General features: G+C 47.8%; 16 protein-coding genes and 1 pseudogene. 9 read left to right on the top strand and 8 right to left on the bottom strand.

All coding sequences use genetic code 11. From position 1 onward, the window contains the following. Positions 1 to 32: 32 nt before the first annotated feature. Complete coding sequence (locus tag NDI34_RS00965; protein WP_348231590.1) at positions 33 to 1,757, top strand: metallophosphoesterase family protein; 1,725 nt, start codon at positions 33 to 35, stop codon at positions 1,755 to 1,757. 241 nt (positions 1,758 to 1,998) lie between these two features. On the opposite strand, the gene NDI34_RS00970 is transcribed toward NDI34_RS00965, so the two are convergent. Both NDI34_RS00970 and NDI34_RS00975 read right to left on the bottom strand, forming a co-directional pair. Beyond that, the gene (locus tag NDI34_RS00970; RefSeq protein WP_348231576.1) at positions 1,999 to 2,541 is read right to left on the bottom strand and encodes a GAF domain-containing protein; all 543 of its coding nucleotides are present in this window, start codon (positions 2,539 to 2,541) and stop codon (positions 1,999 to 2,001) included. Between the two features lie 159 nt (positions 2,542 to 2,700). Beyond that, the gene (locus NDI34_RS00975; protein WP_348231578.1) at positions 2,701 to 6,660 is read right to left on the bottom strand and encodes a PAS domain S-box protein; all 3,960 of its coding nucleotides are present in this window, start codon (positions 6,658 to 6,660) and stop codon (positions 2,701 to 2,703) included. Positions 6,661 to 7,369: 709 nt separating this feature from the next. Between NDI34_RS00975 and NDI34_RS00980 the strand changes: the two genes are divergently transcribed. From NDI34_RS00980 to NDI34_RS00990, 3 genes are all read left to right on the top strand, one after another. After that, a complete protein-coding gene (locus tag NDI34_RS00980) occupies positions 7,370 to 7,681 on the top strand; it encodes a hypothetical protein (protein WP_190412006.1) in 312 nt (103 codons plus the stop codon). 183 nt (positions 7,682 to 7,864) lie between these two features. Continuing rightward, entirely contained in the window at positions 7,865 to 9,592 is a 1,728-nt protein-coding gene (locus tag NDI34_RS00985) for a succinate dehydrogenase/fumarate reductase flavoprotein subunit (RefSeq protein ID WP_190682728.1), read from the top strand. A gap of 427 nt (positions 9,593 to 10,019) precedes the next feature. Next, positions 10,020 to 10,637, top strand: coding sequence for a TMEM165/GDT1 family protein (locus NDI34_RS00990; RefSeq protein WP_190528034.1), 618 nt, complete (start codon positions 10,020 to 10,022; stop codon positions 10,635 to 10,637). Positions 10,638 to 10,705: 68 nt separating this feature from the next. On the opposite strand, the gene NDI34_RS00995 is transcribed toward NDI34_RS00990, so the two are convergent. After that, on the bottom strand, positions 10,706 to 11,593 hold the full coding sequence (locus tag NDI34_RS00995; protein ID WP_190528073.1) for a tetratricopeptide repeat protein: 888 nt from the start codon (positions 11,591 to 11,593) through the stop codon (positions 10,706 to 10,708). A gap of 243 nt (positions 11,594 to 11,836) precedes the next feature. Here NDI34_RS00995 and NDI34_RS01000 point away from each other — a divergent pair, with 243 nt between their 5' ends. After that, positions 11,837 to 12,790 carry a hypothetical protein gene (locus NDI34_RS01000; RefSeq protein ID WP_348231580.1) on the top strand — a complete coding sequence of 318 codons (954 nt, stop codon included), beginning with the start codon at positions 11,837 to 11,839 and terminating at the stop codon, positions 12,788 to 12,790. 66 nt (positions 12,791 to 12,856) lie between these two features. On the opposite strand, the gene NDI34_RS01005 is transcribed toward NDI34_RS01000, so the two are convergent. The 4 genes and pseudogenes from NDI34_RS01005 to NDI34_RS01020 form a co-directional block, all read right to left on the bottom strand. Further along, the gene (locus tag NDI34_RS01005; RefSeq protein ID WP_190412013.1) at positions 12,857 to 14,056 is read right to left on the bottom strand and encodes a homocysteine biosynthesis protein; all 1,200 of its coding nucleotides are present in this window, start codon (positions 14,054 to 14,056) and stop codon (positions 12,857 to 12,859) included. Between the two features lie 101 nt (positions 14,057 to 14,157). Continuing rightward, a pseudogene (locus tag NDI34_RS01010) lies at positions 14,158 to 15,002 on the bottom strand (DUF4351 domain-containing protein). A gap of 70 nt (positions 15,003 to 15,072) precedes the next feature. Next, positions 15,073 to 16,266 (bottom strand): AI-2E family transporter, encoded by a 1,194-nt coding sequence (locus tag NDI34_RS01015; protein WP_190439604.1) that lies wholly within the window; start codon positions 16,264 to 16,266, stop codon positions 15,073 to 15,075. A gap of 183 nt (positions 16,267 to 16,449) precedes the next feature. Then, positions 16,450 to 16,644 carry a hypothetical protein gene (locus NDI34_RS01020; RefSeq protein WP_190412016.1) on the bottom strand — a complete coding sequence of 65 codons (195 nt, stop codon included), beginning with the start codon at positions 16,642 to 16,644 and terminating at the stop codon, positions 16,450 to 16,452. Positions 16,645 to 16,876: 232 nt separating this feature from the next. On the opposite strand from NDI34_RS01020, the gene ftsH reads away from it, so the two are divergent. Then, positions 16,877 to 18,817: an ATP-dependent zinc metalloprotease FtsH gene (ftsH, locus tag NDI34_RS01025; RefSeq protein WP_190531875.1), complete on the top strand. Its 1,941-nt coding sequence runs from the start codon at positions 16,877 to 16,879 to the stop codon at positions 18,815 to 18,817. A gap of 681 nt (positions 18,818 to 19,498) precedes the next feature. On the opposite strand, the gene NDI34_RS01030 is transcribed toward ftsH, so the two are convergent. Then, entirely contained in the window at positions 19,499 to 20,419 is a 921-nt protein-coding gene (locus tag NDI34_RS01030; RefSeq protein WP_348231581.1) for a bestrophin family ion channel, read from the bottom strand. A 398-nt stretch (positions 20,420 to 20,817) separates the two neighbouring features. On the opposite strand from NDI34_RS01030, the gene NDI34_RS01035 reads away from it, so the two are divergent. The 3 genes from NDI34_RS01035 to NDI34_RS01045 all read left to right on the top strand — a co-directional run bounded on the left by NDI34_RS01035 (position 20,818) and on the right by NDI34_RS01045 (position 24,745). After that, positions 20,818 to 23,022 carry an ATP-binding protein gene (locus NDI34_RS01035; protein WP_348231583.1) on the top strand — a complete coding sequence of 735 codons (2,205 nt, stop codon included), beginning with the start codon at positions 20,818 to 20,820 and terminating at the stop codon, positions 23,020 to 23,022. A 270-nt stretch (positions 23,023 to 23,292) separates the two neighbouring features. After that, complete coding sequence (locus tag NDI34_RS01040; protein WP_348231584.1) at positions 23,293 to 24,273, top strand: hypothetical protein; 981 nt, start codon at positions 23,293 to 23,295, stop codon at positions 24,271 to 24,273. A gap of 79 nt (positions 24,274 to 24,352) precedes the next feature. Continuing rightward, a complete protein-coding gene (locus tag NDI34_RS01045; protein ID WP_199302871.1) occupies positions 24,353 to 24,745 on the top strand; it encodes a hypothetical protein in 393 nt (130 codons plus the stop codon). Positions 24,746 to 25,433 lie beyond the last annotated feature (688 nt).

Below are 25,433 nucleotides of genomic sequence, written 5' to 3' on the forward strand. Positions count from 1 at the left end.
TAATAATTGTCCTATTAACTAAGCAGCCAGTTATGACATCTCAACCCCAGCTGCTAACCGATCCCTTTCTACAACTGCCGACCGAAACAAGCGTGCGAGTCGTGTGGTTTACTGAGTTTGCTGGTGAGCATCGTGTCGCCTACGGTGAGAATCTGGCTCGCAGTGTCGTCGCCAGTACCACCAAACTCAGCCGCACTCGTGAGGATAGTCAATCGCGGGTAGGAAATCAGACTCAAGACGGTCAGATTTACCAGCAGCCGACCAGCCGAGACATCTGGCGGCACGAAGCAGAGGTGACTGGGTTAACTCCTGGCACGCGAGTTTCTTATCGCGTCACTAGCCTGCGGGAAGATGGTACGAGCGTTAGCAGTAAGGTATTCACGCTCGCCCCCAAACCCACACCGGGCACATCACTGAAAATTTTGCTGACTTCCGACCACCAGCTCAAGCCGATGACATCTGCCAATCTTCAGAAGGTCGTTGAGACCGTCGGGCAAGTAGACGCTGTCTTCTTTGTCGGTGACTTAGTCAACATTCCCGACCGTGCCTCCGAGTGGTTTGATGATAATCGGGGGGGTGCCTTCTTTCCTTGCCTCCAAGGTCGCAGCAGCTACGAACTTGAACACAATGAACTTGAACACAATGGTGTCAAGACGGTTTATCGGGGTGGACAGATAATTCAAAACGCCCCCATGTTTGCAGCGATTGGCAATCATGAGGTGATGGGACGCTTCTCGATGGAAAGTAGCTTAAACGACCAGTTCGATGACTCCTATCCTCGTTGGGCTGCTCAGGAAGTTTATGCACAAAAGGCAGAAGAAAAAAAGGCTGAGCAACTAAACCCCGGTGAGGACACGAAGCGCAATTTCGCGTCTCTTCAACAGTTAAAAGATAATTCTTTTAATACCAATACTTACGAAGAAATTTTTACTTTACCTGAAAGCAAGGAGGGTGGAAAAAAATATTATGCCGTCACATTTGGTGATGTGCGGTTGGTGGTACTTTACGCGACCAATGCGTGGCGTTACTGGGGATTGGAGGAGAAGACAAAGGGAAGATACCGCGAACCAGAAAAACACTTAAATAACCCGGAGAAGTGGGGATATGGGCAGCACATCTTTGAGCCAATTGCCAAGGGTAGCGAACAATACACCTGGCTCGAAAAAGAACTGAATAGCCCGGAGTTTAAGCAAGCAAAGTATAAAGTTGTGATGTTTCATCACCCACCACATTCACTGGGGGATAACATTGTCCCTCCTTATACCGATCCGGTGCAGACAATCGACCGAGATGCGAATGGCAATATTAAATCGGTGCGTTACAAGTACCCTAGAGAAGCAGATTACATTATCCGAGATGTGGAGCCGTTGCTAGAGGCTGCTAATGTGCAGTTAGTATTTTATGGGCACTCGCACCTGTGGAATCGCTTTGTCAGTTCTACCGGGATGCACTTTTTAGAAACCTCGAATGTCGGCAACTCCTACGGTGCGGCGCTGGGCGAAAAGAAGCGACCTGTACCAGAAGAGTATCAAGAGAATGATATCCTAACGGGCGATCCGAATGGGTTGGAAGCAGTGGTACCGACCATTGCGCCGCTGATAGGTGAAGATGGGAAGCCATTGTCGTATGTGGCAAGTAATGAGATGACGGCATTTAGTATCTTCAACACGGGTACGGGTATGGTGAGCAGTTACCGTTTTGATACGCGAAAACCGGACTCAGAGGTGGTAAAGTTTGATGAATTTAAGCTGAAATAGAGGAAATTTACCCGGCAAGTTATCGAGTAGGCAATGAGCGCGATCGCTCAATCATTCTAAAAAGTTGTTACCCCACCATTTTGCAAGCATAAATTGGCTAAAATTAGGTAAAAAAATCCCCTTTACACTTACTTTTATAAGAATCCGATATGAGTTTTGAGATGCCAGTGGTTTATATCCCCGATTTCTCGCTCGAAATCGGGGATTTCGCCTTCACGAATCATTGAAGAAATAGCACAACTTAGCTATCTCGGATTGAAGGAGCCGTTGCCAAAGTTTCTGCTGCTTTTTGCATTGCTTCAAGATCCGAAGATGTCCAGGTACGAGCATCCTGACAATTATGAGCAACTAGCAATCCCCACAACCGAACAGAATTGAGAATTGGCACCACTAAATTAGCGCGTACCTTCATCGTGCGGAGAAAATCGCGGTGGCAAGGGTTAATCGGTTCTAATTCAATATCTGCGATCGCTCGTATCCTTCCTGCTTGGTACAAGGCAGCATATTCATCATTAAAACAATCATCGGGGCCTGTTGAGCCGAAGATCGAGTATTCTCTAGACCTCAAGGACTCAAACGTAACCTGCCCTTTCCATTGGCGATAAAAGTAATATAAAACGACGCGATCGACTTGAAGCAAATCTCTTAGGTCGTCGGTCGTCTTTTGAACTAAAACATCTCGCTCGATACTATTGGCAAGACGGTTAGCAAATGCTCGCAAACCCGGATCGCTATCTTGTATAGCAGGACTAGAGTCAGAATCTCTGTTGAAGTTACTTTGCACGGGAAGACAAATCCGACTGAGTTATGACAATTGAATGTTTTTTATGATAACGCTATAGTCCAAATAGCATCCACTCTAAAAGCTAAGAGATTGATGCAAACAGCGATCGCTCTTATTTTTTGGGGGTGTGCAATGTCTTATACAGCAGAAATTCATATTTTATACTTCTTGATTCACCAGTAATTGACTTTTTTGTTGCTCAATTGGAATCTCAATTAAGAACTCTGCACCCTGTCCCGGTGCTGAAATACACTTCAGTTGACCGTTATGCTTATCTACAATTTGGTAGCTAATTGACATCCCCAAACCTGTCCCAGAACCGACCGGCTTAGTTGTAAAAAACGGATCGAATAACCGACTGCTGACTTCCTCCGTCATTCCTGGGCCATTGTCAGCAATCTGAATCCTGACTTGATTGGGTTGCACCGTAGAAGTCCGAATCCAAATTGTTGGAGATTCTTCGGGGTTCATCGTTGATGGTTTATTGCCGCGAACGGCGAACGGCGAGCAATGAACTGCTTCGAGGGCATCAATCGCATTCGTCAAAATATTCATAAATACTTGATTAATCTGTCCCGCATAGCATTCAACTTTGGGTAGGTTGCCATATTCTTTGACGATCTGAATACCCGAACGATCCGGTTTAGCTTTCAGACGATTTTGCAGGATTAGCAGCGTGCTATCGATGCCTTCATGAATATCGACAGTCTTCATCTCTGCCTCATCAAGACGAGAGAAGTTTCGTAAACTCAGGACTATTTCGCGGATGCGGTCAGCTCCTACCTTCATAGAAGATAGGATTTTAGGCAGGTCTTCGAGTAGGAAAACCAGGTCGATTTCTTCCGCCTGAGCTTGAATGGCGGCGGGTGGCTGGGGATAGTGTTCCTGGTAGAGCTGAAGCAGGCGTAGTAAATCGAGAGCGTATGCATTAGCGTAAGAGAGATTGCCGGAGATGAAGTTAACGGGATTGTTAATTTCGTGAGCAACCCCCGCAACCAACTGTCCTAAAGAGGACATTTTTTCACTTTGAATCAGTTGAGCTTGAGTTTGCTTCAGTTCGCGCAAGGCGTGTTCAAGCTGAGCGGCTTTAGTTTGGGCAGTGCTGGCGGCATCAAGCTGCTGGTTGTAAAGTTCGGCTTGGTTAATCGCGATCGCTAGCTGGTTGACAACCGCCGAAAGTAATTCCACCTCGCTGTCCGTCCAAGGTTGCACTTGGTTCCGGCGATGACAAGCCAAGGCACCCAGTTCGCCACTCGGTGTCTGTATTGGCAGCGCCAGCGCTGACCGAGTGCCTGCAACGAGTAATGTTTGCGGAATGACTGGATCGTCCGGAGTTTGCACTTCATCCAGGCGGAACATTTCTAAATTCAGCATTTTTTCCTCAAACTTTGGAAAAAATCCCACCGGATAGAAGCCAAGCCAGTTCGCTTCGGTGGAAGTTCTCGCTTCCTTAACAACCTCCCAGCCGGGGGGTGAGGAATGGGGGCGATACCAAGCGAAGGTGCATAACTCAATCCCCATCCGCCTTTGGATCGCCCCGACAGCAGTTTCCAGAATCGTATCTAGGTCGAGGGTATTCCGGATTTGGTTGGCTAGACGGTTAAGTAGTTCTTCTTGCTGGGCAAGTTGTCTAAATCGAGTTTCCGATTGTTGCAGAGCGACTTCAACCTGCTTGCGTTCGGTGATATCGGTGGCAATGCCGCAGATTGCATAAGCAACACCCACCTCGTCGTAAAGCGGAAACTTCATCGAAATGTAGGTGTGTAAGCCGTCGTCTTGAGGAATCACTTCCTCACTTTCTACAGCAATCCCTGCCGCGAGTACCTTTTGATCGTTAGCTTGCATTGCCTCAGCGACCTCATAAGGCAAGAAATCGTAGTCTGTTTTCCCTTTGACTGCCTCTGCATCCACTTTGAGCAAGTCGGCACACTTGCGGTTCATCAACATATTTCGACCTTGAATATCCTTGACGAAGATAGCGGCAGGGGAGTAAGCCAGAATTGCTTGAAGCTGCTGTTCGCTCTCCCTCAGAGCGGCTTCAGCCTGTTTGGCACTCGTGATGTTTCTGGCGGTGCCTGTAGTGCCGAGAACGTTTCCGGCGTCGTCCTTAGATGCGATCGCGTTAAAGCTCATCTGAATCGGCGTTCCGTCTTTACGCAGATGCACTGTCTCGTATTGGAAATACGGCTCACCCTCCAGCAGGCGCAGATGTATCTGCCAGTTCTGCTCCACTTGTTCCGGTGGCTGGAAATCGGTGAACAAACGCCCGATCATTTCTTGGGGATCGTATCCATGCATTTGTTTGACCGCAGAGTTCACAAATGTAAATCGCCCCTGTCTATCCACCGACCAAATCAAATCCTGGGAAGTCTCGACTAAATGGCGGTATCTTTGCTCACTTGCCTTCAGCGCCGCCTCTGCCTCTTCCCGGTTGGCAATTTCGCTTTGTAATTGCCTAATAGCAGCCCTTAATTCGCGGGTACGCTCCTCAACGCGGATTTCTAGCTCTTCTTTGGCTTTCTTGAGTGCTTCCTCTGCTTGTTTGCGCTGGGTGATTTCCCGTGCCACGCCAACTAAACCGATAACCTTTCCTTTGGGGTCGCGGTAGACGCTTTTTGTGGAAAGAAATGTCCGGGTAATCCCTGCGGTGAGTATCGTTTCCTCGACAACTTGAGTCACGCCCGTCGTCATGATTTGGCGGTCAGTCTGCATGACTGGATGTGCCAACTCTAGAGGCAGTAACTCGGTATCATCCTTGCCGATAATTTTCCCTTCCGGTCTGCCAAAAACAGCGGCACCCGCCGAGTTGATCATCAAATAGCGACCCTGAAGATCCTTCACATAAATGGCATCCGGGGTACCTTCAATCACCGCACACACAAGGCTGTAGCTGAATTCTAGTTCTTCTTTGGCTTTTTTCGCAGTTTCCTCGGCTCGCTGGCGCTGGGTGATGTCCGTGTGCGATCCCGCCATCCGAATCGCTTTGCCATTGTCATCTCGCAGCGCTGCTCCCCGCGCTAAAATCCACCGATAGGAGCCATCTTTGTGCTGCAAGCGATGCTGTAATTCGTAATTAGAAGCTTGGCTATTCATGAGATAACCTTGGACGATCGCGATCGCGCGATCGCGGTCATCGGGATGCAATCGTTTTTCCCACTCTTCAATCTGATTGGGCAACTCATGCTCTTCATAGCCCAGCATCTTCTTCCATTGAGGTGAAAAATAGGTTTCGTTGGTTGCTATATCCCAATCCCATAATCCATCTTTAGAACCTTGAACTGCTAAATCAAACCGTTCTCGGCTCTTACGTAACTCTTCTTCAGCGGCTTTCCGTTCGGTAATATCTTCAAAAGTGCAAAGGATGCCGACCACGTTTTCTTCACCATCATGGAGTGGAACTTTGTTACTGTCTATCCAAGACGCTTTACCATCTGCCTTAAGAGCCGATTCAATGCTGTGATATTCTGGCGTATTTGTTTCCATAATTCGTCGTTCGCCATCCCGAAAGAAGTTCGCCTTTTCTTGTCTGCACGGCAAATCGTCGTCGGTTTTCCCAACAATATTTTCTGGCTTGCCAATCCCTACTAATTGGGCAAAGTTCTGATTACACCCTAAATAAACTAAATTCTTGTCTTTCCAAAAGATGAATTGGGGAATATTATCCATCACCAATTGCAGCATTTGTTGCGACTTCCGCAGTTGTTCTTCAACGCAATAGCGCTCAATAATTTCGTTTTCTAGATTGCGATTTGCTGCCTCCAATTGAGCTGGGCTGGGTAACGCGAGGGCTTTGGGAATTAGTGGGACTAAGCTGGCTGCTGTATAAACTGATATTCCAGCCGTTAGCGCTTTGATGAAACCAGCTATCCAATAAATCGGATGCCAAAGCGTCCACACTTCGATTAGATGAGTGGTACCACAAGAAATAATAAAGGTTCCAAATAATAGAAATATCCCTGCGTAGGGTAAATCTTTTCGCTGGTGAACGAAGTAAAAGAGCGTGATAGGAATAGAGTAATAGGCAAGAGCGATTAGCACATCTGATATGATATGCAGCCCTACTAACTCTGGTTTCCACAAGTAACAATGTCCATGTGGAATAAAAGAGTTTGAACCCAAAAAAATCTGCAAAAATTGCAGCATATAGCTCCTACTACGTGTTCCTAATTTTTGCTCAACTTTGTAAACTTGTAGAGTATAAAAACATACAATTGACCTTTACATTTTTTCTCAACGAGAGAAGCTGAGAAGCCAAAATTCTAGAAAATTATGTTTAGTAATTAAAATTTTTAATCCCAGCCCATAGCCACGACAACTGTAATTTTTCTAGAAAACATACTCAATTCGCATAGCGATCGCCGTAATATTACGTATGCCAACTGGAAATGAATATCAATGTTTAACGATTGATAGGTTTTTCTACGCAATTGTTGTGTTAAAAAAGGTCTCTGGCGTTAATGTAGAAAATTAATAAATTAAACGAGAGTTCATTTGTCAAGAGAGCGATCGCTGAAAATTAGCTAGAAAATTACCGACAAAATGCTCAATCGGAGTCGCTGCGGCACTAAAACACTCAAAACTGGGCTTTCTTGCTATAAAAAGAAGAATCACCTTCCGATAATCATTCTTAGAATGCGGCTAGGAAGGATAATGATTTTAAATTCGAGAGCGATCGCTATGGCTGGAACGCAGTGAGTAGCAACCGTTCGGCACACTGGGGTAGATTGTAAAGCTATATTGCAACTCTTGTAAAAAGATTTAGAAATCTGCCAAGCCCGTGTCAGAACCTTAACCTAGAACTTTAAAGGAATGTTGCAAGGGAAACGTCATGGATAAAATGCAAAAGTATCGCTTCGTCTGTACTCTCTCCTTTGGCGATATCTATGGGCAAATCATCGTTTGGCTGATTGTCATCTTCATTAGTCTCGCCTCTGCACTAGCGCTGTGGAGTACCACTCGGCAAATTTACGCCCTAATGACTGTCGGACTCATCCTCGTGCTGTCTTTGCCCTTCTTGCTCTTTGCCTTCGTGACCACGTTGTTTAACCACATTGAGGTTTCTGCAATGGATATCCAGGACACCACTGAGACCGTTGGTGGCAGTTTACCCAACCAAAACCCTGCCCAAGTGACTAGTTGAAGAGCCATCAGTCTTTGGTCAACACTGAGAACTGAGGGCTAAGGACTGAGGACTGAGGACTGAGACGCCAGAACTGGTATTAGGACTAAAAAGAAATTTATGAAGAACTTCCCCGCTTTGTGGTGGGGAAGTTTTTATTTGCGTCAGCATGGATGTAAGAATTCCAAAGAGCGGATCTTAAAGATGCTTGAACACGATGTCGTGATTGTGGGAGGTGGATTAGCGGGGTGTCGCGCCGCCTTAGAGATTGCCCGCACAGAACCCAGCTTAGATGTGGCGCTGATTGCCAAAACTCACCCGATTCGTTCCCATTCGGTCGCCGCGCAGGGGGGTATGGCGGCAACGCTGAAGAATGTAGACCCTGAAGACACTTGGAAAGACCACGCTTTTGACACCGTAAAGGGATCTGACTACCTGGCGGATCAGGATGCGGTGGAAATCCTCACCCGCGAGGCTCCAGACACGATCATCGACCTGGAACACATGGGAGTATTGTTTTCCCGATTGCCGGATGGTCGGATTGCCCAGCGGGCTTTTGGGGGGCATTCTCACCGGCGCACTTGCTATGCAGCGGATAAGACGGGTCACGCGATTCTGCACGAACTGGTGAATAATCTCCGGCGTCACGGCGTCCGCATCTACGATGAGTGGTACGTGATGCAGCTGATTCTGGAAGACGCCCAGGCGAAGGGTGTGGTGATGTACCAGATTCTGGACGGGCGAATTGAGGTTGTACGGGCGAAGGCGGTGATGTTCGCCACGGGCGGCTATGGCAGGGTATTTAACACCACCTCGAATGACTACGCCTCGACGGGGGATGGGTTGGCGATGTCTGCCCTCGCCGGGGTGCCGTTGGAAGATATGGAGTTTGTGCAGTTTCACCCGACGGGCTTGTATCCGGTGGGAGTGCTGATTTCGGAAGCTGTGCGGGGTGAAGGCGCGTATTTGATCAACGCTGAGGGCGATCGCTTCATGGCGACTTATGCCCCCAGTCGCATGGAACTCGCTCCCCGCGATATTACTTCACGAGCGATCGCGCGAGAAATTCGCGCCGGAAGGGGCGTTCATCCCAATGGCAGCGCCGGTGGCCCCTTTGTCTATCTCGACTTGCGCCACATGGGGCGAGAAAAAATTATGAGTCGGGTTCCCTTTGCTTGGGAAGAAGCTCACCGATTACTCAGCATCGATGCCGTAGATCAACCGATGCCCGTGCGCCCTACGGCTCACTATTCAATGGGCGGCATCCCCGTCAATACCAGCGGTCAGGTGAAAAGTGGCCCAGATGGTTTAATTGACGCTTTCTTTGCCGCTGGAGAAGCTGCTTGTGTCTCGGTTCACGGGGCAAATCGATTGGGCAGTAATTCCCTGTTGGAGTGTGTGGTTTATGGCAGAAAAACGGGGGCAACGATCGCGCAATTTGTCCAAAACCGCAAGCTGCCCGAACTGGATGAGCAACCCTATCTGCTAGAAGCTCACTGCAAAATCCAAGCGCAACTAGAACAATCGGGTCAATACCGGATTAACCAAGTGCGTCAAGCCTTCCAAGACTGCATGACTGAGTATTGCGGTGTCTTCCGCAGCGAGGAATTGATGCGCGAAGGTTTGAACAAGCTGCAACAGATTCAGCAGCAATCCCAGGATATTTACCTGGATGATAAAGGTAAACTCTGGAACACTGAAGTCATCGAGGCGCTGGAACTCCGCAGTTTGATTATTGTCGGACAAATGATTCTGACATCGGCGCTCAACCGTCAAGAAAGTCGAGGCGCTCATTACCGCGAAGATTATCCTGAGCGTGACGATGAGAATTTCCTCAAGCACACGATGGCTTTCTATTCTCCAGCCGGGATCGATTTGCGCGATCGCCCGGTAAACATTACTATGTTTGAGCCAAAGGAACGGAAGTATTAAGTGATTAGGTGGAAAGTTTGCAAGTTCATAACCTGCCGACTTTCCACCTGCCCACAGGCGTGCTGGCTGCGAATGGGGGATATATTGCGATCGCCTGTCATGACACTCCCCAAATAAATTTATGTAGATTTATTAATTTCTTCTACCCACAGTTAGATGTATAATTACTTAACAATGAAGGGGAGTAGCTGCTAGCGAAGAATGATGCTAGCCCATCTGAATCAACATACTGGCGATGAGCCTGGTTCAGGTGACAAGCGAAAGAAACTAAAAATAAGCGCCTAGTCGCTGAACTAATTGTTTCAAACCTTGGGAGCGAGACCTTCACCGAGTTCACATCCGATGTGAGCTGCTGGTGAAGTCCCATGTACCCTCCAGAAAGCTCACTCAGATGCGATAGGTAGAACATTCTGAGGAGCTTGAGAGGATGCTGACAGCTTTTACTGCCGGTTTATTATTCATCACTTTTTCCGAATTAGGCGATAAAACCTTTTTCATTGCGGTAATTCTGGCAATGCGCCACTCCCGACGCCTGGTATTTGCAGGAGTCGTGGCGGCATTAGCAGCAATGACGGTTCTGTCGGTTCTCTTAGGACAAGTGGCGTCTCTACTCCCCAAGCATTATCTTCATTTGGCGGAAATTATTTTTTTTGTTGGCTTCGGGGTGAAGTTATTGTACGAAGCAAGCCAGATGCCAGCGGGACCAGACTGTGAAGAAGCCGAAGAAGCGATCGCCACGGTTAAAGAAGCTGAGTCGAAAATGCCAAAAAAGAAAACTCCTTGGGCGATTGTCCTCGAAGCCTTTATGCTGACATTTGTAGCAGAGTGGGGCGATCGCACTCAGATTGCCACAATTGCTCTAGCTGCGTCCCAGTCGGCTGTAGGGGTTACGGCTGGGGCTATTGCGGGGCATAGTATTTGTGCAGCGATCGCTGTTTTGGGGGGTCGGATGATCGCCGGACGAATTTCCGAGCGATTAATTACAGCAATTGGGGGCGGCTTGTTTTTGCTGTTTGGAGCGCTCGCCTTATTGGAAGGAAATTAAAAATTAAAAATGCCTGCATTAAAAATTCTGTTTTTTGATGAAAGCATTTTTAATTCTTAAGACTCAGGTTAAGGCGTAGGGCTGGGAGATACAGAAGGCGAAGTCGTAGGTGAAGTCGTGGGCGCAGTCGTGGGCGCAGCCGTGGGTGCGGGTGCGTCAGCCGCCAGTTGTTTAATTTGGTCTTTGACTCTAGCTGGAGCTAGAGCGATCGCCGTATTGAATAGGGGTTTAGCTTCGGCGATTTTGCCTTGTTCTCGCAGCACCAGTGCCTTCGCTAGCACCGGACGAAAATCCTGTCGATTGCCTTTGATGGCGTCATCGTAGATAGCGATCGCTTCCGGATAGCGCTTTTGCTCAACGTAAACCTTGCCCAACTCCAACTGCACCGAAGTGACATCGACGCTACCAGGTTGAACTTGATTCACTTGGGGAGCAGTTTTCAACGTGTCTTGCAGCAAGCCAATCGCTGCTTCCGGACGGTTTTGTTGTACCAAGAGACTCACAAGACCTTGCAGGGCGTTCATATCTCCCGGTTTAGAAGTCAAAATCGAGCGATAAGTTTGGGCAGCCCCTTCGCGATCTCCTGTTTGCTGTTTAGCTTGTGCAAGTAAAACTGCGTACTCGCTTTGATCGGGATTCAGCTTTGCCAGTTTGTCCAAAGGTGCGATCGCGCCTTTGATATCGCGCATTTTTAGCCGTGCTTCTAACAACCCCCGCAGCGCCGTTTGATTCTGTGGTTCTCGCTGCAAAACCAGTTCGTAACCTTTCGCTTGCGCTTCCAGTTCCGCTTGATTAGCTACCCCTGCCGTCTGAGTCGGTGTTGGGGTTGCCCCAGTAGTAGGCTCTTTGCCGTCAAAAACAATACCCACCAACGGAATGATGGATAATCCGACAAAGATTAACACGCCTAGCCCTAGGACTAGATTAATAAACCAGCGATTGCGCTTTTGGGACACACGACTGCTCTGAACTCTATTGCCATTATCAAACACAATCTTATTTTCCACTGTCACACTTGGCAAACCGCATCACTGTCTCCACATTTTAAAATAGTGGCAGCATCGAACCGAACTTGATAAGGTGTAAGTGTTTTTGCTGAGTGCAAAAACATTACGGATCTACCAGTCGTATCACCGCATTCAGTACAATGAGCTGACTGACTCCCCCCAAGGGGATGTGTCTCCGCCGCGAGGAGTATTATGAGTCCTTCTGTGAATCGGTTCTCCGAATTATCCCAGTCTTCTGGCAATCCTAAGCCAGAACCACCACCCCTATCCAGTCCGCCAACGCCAGCGGATACAGCGTCAAACAGCGATTTGGAACAAACAACTGAAGAGAATCCTGCTGTCACACGACAGCAACCCATTCCTCCCCCTAGCGAACCCATGCAATACCGGGCCATTGGCCTAGTAAAGGGTAAGTACACGTCCTCCGACGAGCAATTTACGCGAGGAATGCTGCTGGCAAGCGATGGAACAGCCATCGATGCCGTGCTATTAGGTCGGGTGATGAGTTTAGTCAAAAATCACCTGAACTTAGAGCAGGAACATTTATGGGTTGTCTATCCCCGGATGCGACAAGAAGACGGCAACTTGCACGTCCAGATTGTGGGCGTTTGGGAGCCGGAAAGGCTGAACCAGCCGTCGTCTGACCCAGAAGCGGATACAGCCCAATCGTCCGAACCCACGCATATTCAAAGTGAAGAGTCGGCGGCGAACGATGGCTATTTTTCGATTCGCGGGGAAGTGATTTTTCAGTCGCGGGAAGAAGAAGAAGGCATCATCGTCAAGATTAAGCAGTCTCCCCGCAAGCAGGAAGACACGCCTAAGTTTTTCAAGTTGAAACTCAATGGTGTGGTTCAAGAAAAGGCAGTCGGTCATTTCATGGATTTGCAGGTGCAGCGACAGGGGAACTCCCTGGTAATTCAGGAGAGCCAGGATATTGGTCGCCTGCCTCCTAGAAAGATTCCGGGCAAGAAGCCGTTTCGAGGAGGTGGAGGTGGGCGTCCTCCCAACAGAAAGCCAGGAGGAGGAAGCCGAGAGCGTCCCGTGCGTCCAAGCGGAGAAAGACCCGCAGCGATCGCGCCCCCATCCCCCAAACGCAAGGAACCCTTGCCAAAGCCAGTTAAGCGCTCTTCCCCGCCGCCAGAATAAACTGGCGGTTAGTCATGAGTCACTGTGATGAGTTACACCTAATAACGAATAACGAATGACAAATGACTAATCTAGGGAAATTTGAGAACCCCATCGGTCTTGGGGTAAAAATGAGCGATCCAGTGGAATGGGGGCAACAGGTTCGGTGAGGGTAAATGTCCCCGCCTCAATCCATTGCTTCAACTCCAGCGCTACTTGATTAGAAAAAAATAGGCTGACTAAGGGGGCAACCCGCACGGGTTTGCCCTCTATTGTGATGCGTCCCGTCTTCAGCTGGGCGTAACTCACAAGCCCAAAAGTGGGACGGACGCGCCGAGGAATCGAGAAATCGACAACCGGCGCAACGATCTCCTTGTCTTGCACGGCACAATTGGCGACGACTTGCTCTTGTAAAACGGGCAGTGGGATACCAACGCCGAGCATCATAGAAGGGCCATAATTTTTGAAGTAACAGCCGCGCACCCAGCGAGAATTCATTTGTTTGGCGTCTCCCATTAAGGCAAGGGTAGCCGCCGGACCAACAGGCGTTCGATTTGGCAACCGCTTTTGTAAGGGGAAGTGTTGGGTGCCTTCCCACGCTACATAGCCAACGCCGCCGCCTAAGAAAATCCGAGTGCCAATGCCGATGGTTTGCAGGTCTGGATCGTTCAGGAGGGGAGAAATTGCCCCAGCGTTTGAGTAGACGGCATTCGCGAGACGGGGTTGCAGCGGGCCGAGGTAAGTATAAAGCGGGCGATCGCCTCCATTCACCCCGACGATAAAATTTTGGTATAGATTGCGGGGATTATATAGATAAAACTGGTTAATCGTGTCGCGGGTGATGGTTGTCTCAAAGGAAGCACGAGGGTAGCAGTCCGTCCCTTGTCCAATGGCGCGTAGTTGCACCGTTTTCCCGGCAATTAAGTCTTCAATCACATGACCGCCGCCGCGTTCTCTGGATTCCTCGCCGTCTAGGGGTTCGCCGGTACTCCGATATTCCACCATCTGGGTTGCTCCCAGATACAGATCTACTGCCCCAAAGCCAGAGTAAGCTAAAACACCATCTAACCAACAGGAGCGGATTTTAATTGGGGGGTCGGTGTGTCCTAGATTAATGATTGCCCCCGAAGACTCCATCGGCTCAAAAGTGCCGGTAGTAATGACATCTACTTGCTTCGCAGCTTGGGTGACTCCCACTTCTGCCACCCGTGCTTTTAATTCTTCTATTGTCCACACCACTGCACGCTGGTGGCTGATTTTGTCGTTAATTTCGGCAAGGGTTCGCATAGGGCAGGTTGAAGGGTCGGACTTTTGCTCATCCCTAGTTTCCACTATTGCGATGCCTCGTGGGGCGACGCTTTTGGGAGGTTAACGGTATGTGTTGCTGTTCAGATTGCCGATGAGTCTATCGCCGCCAAGTAACTAACTAAATCAGTTTGGCTGGAGAAATCCAGCAGCGCTTCCGCCAATCCCTCTAATTGAGGAATCGATAAACCGCGAATCTGTTCTTGCACTTCGGGATTGATGTCACCAAATCGTAGCCTGAGCAGCCGCAAAATTAGCGCCACCTCTCCTTGTTGCAGACCTCGTTGCTCGCCCTTTTGGAGGATGTCTTGATAGATAACAGATTCCTGCATAATTGCCTCTCGGAATAGTTGTTGGATCAAATCTTTTTTAAACCGCAAACCAGCAAGAACCCCTGCACAAGCGAGGATATTCTGTCGCTCGGTGGTTTTCTCGATCCTCTAGCGACCCCAGCGGCGACTTGCTCTAATAAAGCTCTGGGTGAATCACTACGAGCTAAGGTTGCCAGTGGTAGGAGAGCTGGATTTGCGAGCAGCGGAGTGGGATCTTCTTCCCACAGACGGATGACTCGATACTGATGTCTGGTGTTTGTGTCTGTGTACTGCTGTCGAAAGACGAGTTCTGAGGTAGTGGCTTGCAAAAAGATTGCTATCTGCACAATTTCACACCCATATTGCCGCTTCAGTCGCGTGTAGTAGTCGAGCATCCGGAAGTCGAGGGGAGGAGTTGATTGCGCCGAGGTTTGAAATTCCAGGTGCAAGATTTGGTTAGCGACTTGCAGGAAGATGACAGAATCGGCGCGAATCGGTTCCAGACTGAGTTCGGTGTTGATTACCTGGATGTCTGAAGCTTCAGATGACAGTAGCCACTTGGCAAATTCATCTGGGTAGTTCTCAGCGAGATACTTGCAAGTGTTGTCGTATTCCAAGAGGGCAATTGGAGAAAGTCTTATTATTCTCTCATCGGAGGTTACTAATAATCGCGATCGCTACTTATCGCTACTTCTTCCCTTTATCAGTCACATCATTAACATTCGCCTGATTCTCGTTATCAAGATTAGGCTTGTCATTAATGGATGACTTCCCTTCCGGCAACACCACAGTTTCTCGCTCAAATTCAGCAGCTTCATGAGACGTTGCTATACCCTCTGGATCAAAATCTGCTTCGCGCTGACTGCGCCATTGATCGAGAACATCTTTGAATAAGACTTCTTTGAACCAAATCTGACCAACAACGGTTAGCGGTAACGCCAAGACCAACCCTAAAAATCCAAAGAATGTGGCGAAAAATACTTGAGCAAGTAACGTTACGGCTGGCAACAGCGACACCTGTTGAGCCATAACGTAGGGTGTTAAGAAATTGCTTTCAACCTGCTGAATAAAAAAGTAAAGACCGAACACAGCCAAGCATTTCCAAGGAGCCTCCAACAGCGCGATCGCCATTGGTGGAATGACACTAATCGTCGGGCCAAGATTGGGAATCAAATTTAGCACCCCTGCCAAAATCCCTTGAGCCAGCGGTGACGGGATTCGCAAAACCGACAAGCCAATCATACTCATCAGCGCGACTACACTCATGCTGATGAGAGCGCCTCCAAGCCATCGCCCTAATGACACCTCGCATTGGTCCAAAATCCCATCCACGCGCCGCCGATAAAAAGAAGGAAATAGCCGCACAAATCCCTTGCGGTAAGCTTGGGGATTTGCTAAGAACATTCCGGTTAAAACCAGCACCAGCAAAACGTTGAGGATAATCCCTAAAGAGCTGGAGAAAAAGGCGACCGAACTGCCCAATAGCCGATTGATTAAGGGCTGTACTTGTTGGCTTATGCTCTCCACATCGGGTAGGTACGGTGTCAGCTGGCTAGGAAGACCCGTTCTGAGGCGATCTACCCAAAGATTCAAGCGCTCAAACCCTCTAGGAACCCGTTCTGTGAGTTCTTGAAACTGGACGGTAAAGGGCGGCACAATCAGCCAAAAAAACCCGACAATCAGAGCTAATAATAAGACAATCGACGCCAGGATCGCGATGCCATGTTTCATTCCCGATCGTTGCAGCCGCCGCGCCAATCGGTTTAAGGCAGTCGCCAACACAACGGCGGCAAACACCAACAGCAACACCTGCCGAATTTGCCACAAAACATAAAGAGAAACGACTAAGACGAATAAGCCAATCCACTGACCTAGATTCACAGGTGTTGACTCCGAGCTGACATAGGCTGTAATTGCCGTTTAATGCAGCTAGATTAGCCGATTTTGGCAACTTTCGCATGGGTTGAAAGTAAGGTTTGAATAGCTGCCAAGCGTCAACTGTTTCAGTGTTTTTATGTAAACCGCTCTAGTCAGATAAGTATTCATTGATACTTAAAATACAACTTAGTCCAGTTGGCGATATTGTCGCGATCGCTGCCAGAAGGTCACAGCCATAATCAGCGTTGGCAGAAACACAACCATCAGCACTAGGGCTGGGGATGCTGGAATTGATAAATAGGGACCACCGTACTTAATTAAGATTGACAGTGCCGCTGAGGCGACTAGCACTTTAAGAATGAATCCAACCTGAGTTGTCATACAACTTAATAAACAAAGACTAAAGTACGGCTATACGGATGCTTGTAGGGGTAGACACCGAACCCAGGCGATCGCATCCCCTTTTTTACAATAGCTTTTAGAGCCTCACCCTAGTTACCAATTTCGATGCTCTAAAAGCTTACTGAAGCCAAGAGTGCATTTAGCTTTCACTCGGTAGACATCTGAAAGCAACCTTTCAAACTTTATAACTTTTAAGAGGTTCGTATCTACAATGCCTGTTGAAAATAATAATAAGCGATCGCCCAAAGCCTCTAGAACAAAGCAGTTTGGCGGCAGCTTCCTGATTTTGTTCACTATCCTTCTACTGCTAAACTTTATCATTCCGAGTTTTGGCTCTCAATTGCCGCAGGTACCCTACAGCGACTTTATCAATCAGGTAGAAAGCGGTAAAGTTGAGCAGGCAGTTGTGAGCAATGACCGGATCGAGTATGCGCTTAAATCCGATGCCACGGGAGAGCAAGCCGCACCAGATCAGGTATTCGTCACCACGCCAGTGGCAATCGATCTGGATCTACCCAAGATCCTGCGCGAACATAACGTAAAGTTTGCTGCACCTGCACCCAACAACAATGGCTGGATTGGAACCCTCCTCAGTTGGGTTGTTCCTCCCCTGATTTTCTTTGGAATTTGGGGATGGTTGATGAACCGGGGTGGAGGGGCAGGTGGCGCAGCGCTGACGGTTGGGAAAAGCAAGGCACGGATTTACTCAGAAGGCAGCACCGGCATCAAGTTTAGTGATGTGGCGGGTGTCGATGAAGCCAAGTTAGAACTGCTAGAGATTGTGGATTTCTTGAAAAATGCCGGGAAGTACACCCGATTGGGAGCCAAAATTCCCAAAGGCGTGCTGCTGGTGGGACCTCCGGGAACTGGAAAGACACTCTTAGCAAAAGCGATCGCGGGTGAAGCGGGCGTTCCTTTCTTCAGTATCTCTGGCTCCGAATTCATCGAGCTATTCGTCGGTGTCGGCGCTGCACGAGTCCGCGACTTATTTGAACAAGCCAAAAAACAAGCACCTTGCATCGTCTTCATCGACGAACTAGACGCGCTAGGTAAATCTCGCGGCGGTGCTGGAGGCTTTGTCGGTGGAAACGATGAGCGCGAACAAACCCTTAACCAGTTGCTCACCGAAATGGATGGTTTTGATGGGAATACCGGGGTGATTATCGTCGCCGCCACCAACCGCCCAGAAGTGCTAGATCCAGCTCTGCGGCGTCCGGGTCGTTTTGACCGGCAAGTGGTGGTAGACCGCCCGGATAAAGTGGGTAGAGAAGCCATTCTTGGCGTCCATTCCCGAAATGTCAAGTTAGCAGATGATGTAGACTTGGTAGCGATCGCGGGTCGCACACCTGGGTTTGCCGGTGCCGATTTAGCTAACCTGGTGAATGAAGCGGCGCTACTGGCAGCACGTCAGAACCGCGACGCTGTGATGATGGCAGACTTCAACGAAGCAATTGAGCGTGTTGTCACCGGATTAGAGCGCAGATCCCGCGTTCTGAATGATGTTGAGAAAAAGACTGTCGCTTATCACGAAGTCGGTCATGCGATTATCGCGGCTTTGATGCCGGGAGCTGGTAAAGTCGAGAAAATCTCTATCGTCCCCCGTGGCGTCGGTGCCTTAGGCTACACGCTCCAGATGCCAGAGGAAGACCGATTTTTGATGGTAGAAGATGAAATTCGCGGTCGAATCGCCACTCTCTTAGGTGGACGCTCATCGGAAGAGTTAATCTTTGGAAAGGTGTCTACGGGTGCGAGTGACGACATCCAAAAAGCAACAGATTTAGCGGAACGGGCGATTACTCTCTACGGCATGAGTGATGAATTGGGACCCGTGGCGTTTGAGAAGCCGCAGCAACAGTTCATGGAGGGTTACAGCAATCCGCGTCGTTCAGTGAGTCCCGTGGTGGCTGAGCAGATTGACCGCCAAGTGAAGGAAACGATTGATGCAGCGCACCACATGGCTTTAGAAATCTTAGACAAGAATCGGGATTTACTGGAAGAGCTGGCACAGATGCTTTTGCAAAAAGAAGTTTTGGAAGGCGCTGAACTGCGGGAACAACTCAAATCCGCTAATATTCCTTCAGAAATGGATGAATGGTTGCGTAGCGGGAAGCTACCTGACGGGATACAGTTGAAGCAAGCCGCTTTGGTTTAATGACTCCTTGAGGTGAGAAAAAAGCGATCGCTTTAAACAAAAAGCGATCGCTTTTCCTTTGGGAGCATCCCGATACGTGCCAATCTACAACAGCGGATTTCTTTCGCCTGTTTTACGATTTTATTGCAGAAATCTGAAAGGTAACTGGACTAAGTATTATTACCTGGTTCCAGAGAAGAATGATGGAATCAAGTTGCGATCGCTAACGAGAGTGGGTAGTGAAACGCATCTTTTTTGTAAAAATTTATATATAACCATCCTCTGTAATGGCATTTCCCTGGAGCGTCACCCTTCAAAGTTGATAATCTACAGCAATTGGTTGGACTTGCTCTTCGCTAGTCACTACTGGGGCACCTGAAAATGGATGAAAATTTATCAATTCTGCCAGAAGTGCAGCCGCTGTTATAAAGTATAAAACTACACTAAATTTTATGAGCCATGCACCATTCATTGAAGATTTCCTTTTGGGCAGAGTTTAATTTCTTAAACATGATACCAACCTTCTCAAAATCGTCATGTATCTTAAGCAACATTGAAGCGATCGCGCGACCTAATTTCCCTTGAGGATGCTCCACAATGAATCTCCCGATCGCTTTTGGAGGCGAGTAGGAATATTTGTTTGTGTTGTAGACATCCAGTAAAATCGGATTCGTCTTCTGCGATCGCGAGCCGGATTTTTTTCTATACTGCTTTATCGATTCGTGTGGTCTTCCAATCCCTAACACTAGGGGCTAGAGAAATTAAATCTTCGATATTGCGCCGCATTGTGGCACAAATTGCATCCAAAGGAAGGTCATTGGCATCGTGACCAAATGGATTTTCAATTTCAATCCCAATTTCTTCAATTCCAAACAATGTGAAACTAATCAAAGCAACCGTTAGTCCAGTCCACCAATGCAACTGTCCAACCATTTGAAACGGCAAAGATAGACAATAGATTAACAATAACTGCTTGAGATGAATTACATAAGCCATTGGAATTGGAGTTTTGAGAATGCGTTCACAAGCCCCTAAATTGTCTACTAGTAGATTAATCAAATTTTGCAAAGAATTCATTTGATAAACATTCAGGCGATTTCGACCATGTTGTTCTTGTAAATAATCTCCAATCCAAAACGCAACTTCTAGTGGTGGATTGTTCATTGTCTTTAGCTTAAAGTAGCGAGACTCAGACATCAAATCTTCTAGTTCACTGTTGACTGGCTCTGACCTAAGATGCAATTTAGTCGCTACTGAAAAAGCTACTAGAAGCCGTAAAGCAGCTATTTTAGACTCTCTATCTTTCGGTTCGTTTTCGTCAACCGATACCCAAATTTGACGAGCCAGGTTGCGGACAGTGTTCACGATACTACCCCAACATTTCCGACCTTCCCAGAACCGCTCGTAAGCTGTATTCGTCCGAAAAACCAGTAATAAACCTAAAACAATATTAGGAATTAAGCTAGCTAAAATTGGCAAAGATACAGCTAATTTAAAATGGTGAAGAACAGAAATAATTAAGCCAAATAGCCCGCAGATTAGGGTTCTGGGCAAGACTGCCGGAATGACCGATCCTTTTAACTGGAAGGTAACTTGAAACCACTGCCATTTCTTTTTATCCATTAAACTTTAACCTCTAACTTTGACTCAGACGCTGAATTACATCCAAAAGATAATACTCGATTTATCCTTGAGATTTTTTTAAGGTTATAGCATAGTCAGTAAATGTTTCTGAAACAGTCTTGTCCTTTTAGGAGTAGATTGTGTCAACGATGTTCCATTGCAGTTAGTAGCAGGTAAGCGATCGCATTGTTAGATGGTTTCAATCGCGATCGCGCTTCGGAATTGCTAAAAGTATTAATAATTGCAGTATTGTTTACCCGGATTGTGGTAAATTATTGGGTTTTGCTTGAGATTGCCCTAAAATTTAAATAATTATAAAATATAGCGCTCTTTGACAGGCACGCAAAGCTATCTTAGCTGCCCCAAGCCATATTTAAGAAGTGTCTTCTGGAGGTACTTTGACCACTGTTCCCCTGCCGCCTAACGAAATAGAACGCCTAGAGGCACTGCGTCGCTACAACATTCTCGATACACCTCCCGAAGAAAGCTTCGACCGCATTACGGCTCTGGCGGCTCGGCTTTTTGACGTACCCATTGCCCTCGTTTCTTTAGTTGACCAATTTCGAGCCTGGTTTAAATCCTGCTACGGCTTTGACACCCGCGAAATTAATCGTGAAGCAACAATGTGTAGCTTCGCGATTTTGTCTAAGGATGTTTTCGTGGTTGCAGATACCAGAAATGACCCTCGCTTCGCTTGTAAGCCCTATGCAATTAGCGAACCGGGGATTCGCTTCTATGCAGGTGCGCCCCTGATCGCTAAGGATGGTTTTAATCTTGGCACCCTTTGTCTTGTAGACAGCAAGCCGCGCCATGAGTTATCTGCCGAGCAGCGAGCAACCCTTGCCGATCTAGCGGCGATGGTGGTTGATGAGCTAGAGTTGCGGCTGGCTGCACACAAAATTGCCCAGATGGATGCTGCCCTCATTGAGGTGACGAAGGGAGTTTCGGCAGCGACAGGGGAGGCGTTTTTCTACTCCCTGGCGCAACACCTCACCAAGGCATTGGATGTTGATTTCGCTTTTATTGGGGAACTGGCGGGGAAAGACGAAGATAAAGTCAGCACGATTGCTCTCTATGCCCAGCATGAAATTGCAGACAATATTGAGTATTCACTGCTGAATACACCTTGCAAACAGGTGATTCAGCAAGGAAAGCTATGCTGCTATCCCCGCAATCTCCAAGCGCAATTTCCTGGTAATTTTTTGCTTGCCGAGATGGACGTTGACAGCTATATCGCAACTCCGCTTTTAGGCTCCACAGGAAGAGTGTTGGGATTAGTGGGGGTGATGGCTCGAAAACCGTTGGAGAATCTCCATCTGGCAGAATCGCTGCTGACAATCTTTGCCACCCGTGCGACGGCAGAACTGGAGCGCAAGCGAGCGGAGGAAGAACGTGCCCGACTGTTGGCTAGCGAACAAGCGGCACGCGCCGAGGCAGAGGCGGCGAATCGCATGAAAGACGAGTTTTTGGCGGTACTTTCTCACGAGTTGCGATCGCCCCTCAACCCAATTATCGGATGGTCGGGGATGCTTCGCACTCAGAAGTTGAACGCAGCAACGACTGCTCGCGCCCTGGAAACCATTGAGCGCAACGCTAAGTTACAGGCAGAGTTGATTGAGGATCTTCTGGATGTGTCGCGGATGATTCGCGGCAAACTTTCCTTGAATGTGTGCCCGGTTAATCTGATCTCAATTGTTCAAGCGGCGATGGAGACGGTACATCTAGCCGCAGCAGCTAAAAGCATTCGGCTGGAATCGGTACTCGATCCCGCCGTTGGCTTGGTTGTCGGCGATCCAAACCGCTTGCAGCAGATTATCTGGAACTTGCTCTCGAATGGGATCAAGTTCACACCCTCCGGGGGACGAGTAGAAATCAAGCTCGATTGCACTGATTCTTATGCCCAGATTGAGGTGAGCGATACAGGCAAAGGAATCGAGGCTGACTTTCTGCCCTATGTCTTCGAGCGCTTCCGTCAAGCTGATAGTACCAGCACGCGATCGCAAACAGGGCTTGGTTTGGGTTTGGCAATTGTTCGTCACCTCACCGAACTACACGGAGGAACTGTCTGTGTTGACAGCCCTGGGGAGGGGCAAGGGGCAATCTTTACGGTGAAACTGCCGCTGATGATGAAGACTGAGTTGAAAGGACTCAAACCTGAGCTAGAAGCCCCAGTTAGTACACAGCCTTCATCAAGCTTCAGCACTGTACTAGAAGGGTTACAGGTGTTGGTTGTAGATGACGAGGCTGATAGCCGAGATTTTCTGGCGATCGCGCTTGAACAGTATGGAGCGAGGGTAACGGCAGTAGCATCGGTACAGGAGGCACTCTTAGCTCTCGAACAGGTAAAGCCAGATGTCTTAGTGAGCGATATTGGGATGCCCGATGAGGATGGCTACACGTTGATCGGCAAAATTAGAGCAATGACGCCAGAGCAAGGAGGACAGATTTCAGCGGTAGCACTGACGGCGTATGCCAGAAGCGAGGATTGCGAGCGTGCGATTTTGGCAGGCTTCCAGCAGCACGTCACTAAGCCTGTCGAGGCAGCCGCGTTCGCTGCAACAATCGCTAGCTTGGCTAGAAATTCTTTCAATATAGTCTCCTAGTTGGGGATGCGATCGCGTTGTAACTGAGGTCAAGGGCGATCGCGCATTCATGCAGTAAATTTTTGGGTTTTATGATGCCCCGGTGATCATTACTGACATCTTCATTTTATCAACATAATTCTCTGCAAGAAAGGACCGTGTTTATTCGGATGGCATAGTTCTGTGTTTATTCTTATGGTTTTGATGTTGCTGAATTAAATTCCTGTCGCCAATCTAAATTCTTATCAGGAAATATCTTAGCGTCCGAAAACCTAGGTTTAGGAGTGTTTCATGATCTTTGTTATACCGATTATTTTAGGCGCAGTTGCTTTAGCGACTGCCGCTTTCGGTGGAGTCAAAGCGGCTGAAGGCATTGGCAACATGAATGAAGCCAAGGAAATTGGTGAACGTGCCCAAAAACGTTATGAACAAGCTGTCAGTGAGTTGAAAGCAGACTGGGAAGCTACTAACAAGCTAGCAGAAGAGTATGGTCAACTTCAGCTTGATGTCATGATGCGTACAATTGGACGCTTTGTTGCTTTTATTGAGCGTATTGGTCAGCGGAATAAAAAAAGTGAAAAGGAATTTTTGGAGGGGTTGGAAGGAATTTCAATTCAACAACTCCAGGAGTATAAAACTGCGGCGATTGAGGCTCAGGAATTTTTCATCGGCGGCGCTAAGGCTGTTGGGGCAGCAGCAGCAGGATACGGCGGTGCAATGGGTCTTGCTACTTCTGTGGGAGTTGCAAGTACCGGAACACTTATAGGGGGTCTTAGTGGTGCCGCTGCTTGGAATGCGACTTTAGCATGGCTAGGCGGCGGATCGCTGGCGGCGGGCGGCGGAGGTATGGCTCTTGGTTCTATTGTGCTTGGTGGTATCACTGTTGGCCCAGCTGTCCTGATTGGTGGTTTTGTGCTGGCTGGTGAGGGTGAGAAAGCTTTGACAAAGGCACGGGAGTACGAAGCTCAAGTCAACAGTGCGATTGCAAAGATTAAGGCTGCAAAAGACTTTATGCAACAAGTCAAACGGCGAATTAATGAGTTAAGGAATTTGCTTGAATCTCTTAACAACCGCGCTGTTTTGAGTCTGAACGAACTTGAATCTCAATCATCATTTGACAAAAACAGAGATTCTGGCAAATTTCAACAGGTAGCACTTCTAGTCACGGCACTTGCAGAAATCATGAAAACCCCTGTCTTAGATAAGGAAGGGCATCTGAATCCTGCGACTGCATCTATCAGAGCGAAGTACTGTGCCCTTGGAGAAAACTAGCTATGTCAGTCCAAAAAATCGCTGTTGCATTAAACAAGGCAATAAATCCATCTGAATGCTTACCGCAAATCGTCTCTGAATGCTAAATCCATCTGAATGCTTACCGCAAATCGTCTCTGAATGCTTACAGCAAATTGTCTCAGGCTATACCGAATACAAGATTATTGCAGAGCAGGAACAGACTAAGCGCTGTGAAATCGAAGCTTGGGAAAAAGAAACAATAGCCAATATTAATGCCCAGCGCGACGTGCTAATGGCATACCTTGACCGTTCGTTTGATGAACGTGCAGAAAACTTTCGCGCTTTGTTCGGTGTCGTCGATCTAGCAATTACAACAGGCAATAACGAGCAATTAGCTCTAGCCTTGAACTCAATTACGGAAATAGCAAAGTCAAGCCCTTTTAAAGATATTGCCAACTTAGCTTCTGTCAAAGCAGCACTAAACGATCCAAACCATGAATGGTCGTTTTGATCGGGAGCATCCCAATGCTTGTAAAAAGGGCGAAAAGAATTCGCATTTATACAGACTAAACCCGACCGAAGCGGGTTTCAAAAGTTTCGCGTTGCTCGTACCAAAGGACGTTTGTGTAGCGTTTGTCGCCTTTTTGTAGCATTTTGAAGTATAGCTATCGCCAGTAGTTGTACAGCGACTTTTTATTTGACGTGGAGACATATTAGTGTCGTTAAAGAGTCAAAGCTTAGCCTGACTTGCTTTTTCGGCTCAATCTAAATTGGCAACGCTGATAGTCAAATGCTAGCTCATTGAGTAATCTTTCTGTGTAATCCTGCAATCGGGAAAGTTTTGCTCAGTGACCCGAAATTGTCTCGACATCATTTAATTTGGCAGTGTACACAAACAGTCGTTTGTAAGGCAAAATCTTTTAGCCCCAACTGGAACCAAAACATAAAAAATACCCTGACTTTAAAAGCCAGGGTACCGGGTAGCATCGAAAATTAATCACAGTTAGTAAAATCTAACAATTACCTCTAATAATCTAACAATTACCTCTAATGAAGCTTTATTTGTATTTCTCTTCGACCCTAGCACTCATTGTCCTTTCCTCTTGCAGTTTACCGGGGATTCCACAGAAGCCACAATCTAATATCGGTCAGGTGACTCAACCCCAACTCAGGGTGGTAACGTTGGATGACAATAGTAA

This window comes from Trichocoleus sp. DQ-U1, assembly GCF_039961925.1.
Taxonomy (GTDB): domain Bacteria; phylum Cyanobacteriota; class Cyanobacteriia; order Cyanobacteriales; family FACHB-T130; genus FACHB-T130.

Bases quoted from the DNA above. Each gene is read 5' to 3' on its own strand.
- NDI34_RS00965 (WP_348231590.1), top strand. From the start codon at position 33: ATGACATCTCAACCCCAGCTGCTAACCGATCCCTTTCTACAACTGCCG.
- NDI34_RS00980 (WP_190412006.1), top strand. From the start codon at position 7,370: ATGGATAAAATGCAAAAGTATCGCTTCGTCTGTACTCTCTCCTTTGGC.
- NDI34_RS00985 (WP_190682728.1), top strand. From the start codon at position 7,865: ATGCTTGAACACGATGTCGTGATTGTGGGAGGTGGATTAGCGGGGTGT.
- NDI34_RS00990 (WP_190528034.1), top strand. From the start codon at position 10,020: ATGCTGACAGCTTTTACTGCCGGTTTATTATTCATCACTTTTTCCGAA.
- NDI34_RS01000 (WP_348231580.1), top strand. From the start codon at position 11,837: ATGAGTCCTTCTGTGAATCGGTTCTCCGAATTATCCCAGTCTTCTGGC.
- NDI34_RS01005 (WP_190412013.1), bottom strand. From the start codon at position 14,056: ATGCGAACCCTTGCCGAAATTAACGACAAAATCAGCCACCAGCGTGCA.
- NDI34_RS01020 (WP_190412016.1), bottom strand. From the start codon at position 16,644: ATGACAACTCAGGTTGGATTCATTCTTAAAGTGCTAGTCGCCTCAGCG.
- ftsH (WP_190531875.1), top strand. From the start codon at position 16,877: ATGCCTGTTGAAAATAATAATAAGCGATCGCCCAAAGCCTCTAGAACA.
- NDI34_RS01030 (WP_348231581.1), bottom strand. From the start codon at position 20,419: ATGGATAAAAAGAAATGGCAGTGGTTTCAAGTTACCTTCCAGTTAAAA.
- NDI34_RS01040 (WP_348231584.1), top strand. From the start codon at position 23,293: ATGATCTTTGTTATACCGATTATTTTAGGCGCAGTTGCTTTAGCGACT.
- NDI34_RS01045 (WP_199302871.1), top strand. From the start codon at position 24,353: ATGCTAAATCCATCTGAATGCTTACCGCAAATCGTCTCTGAATGCTTA.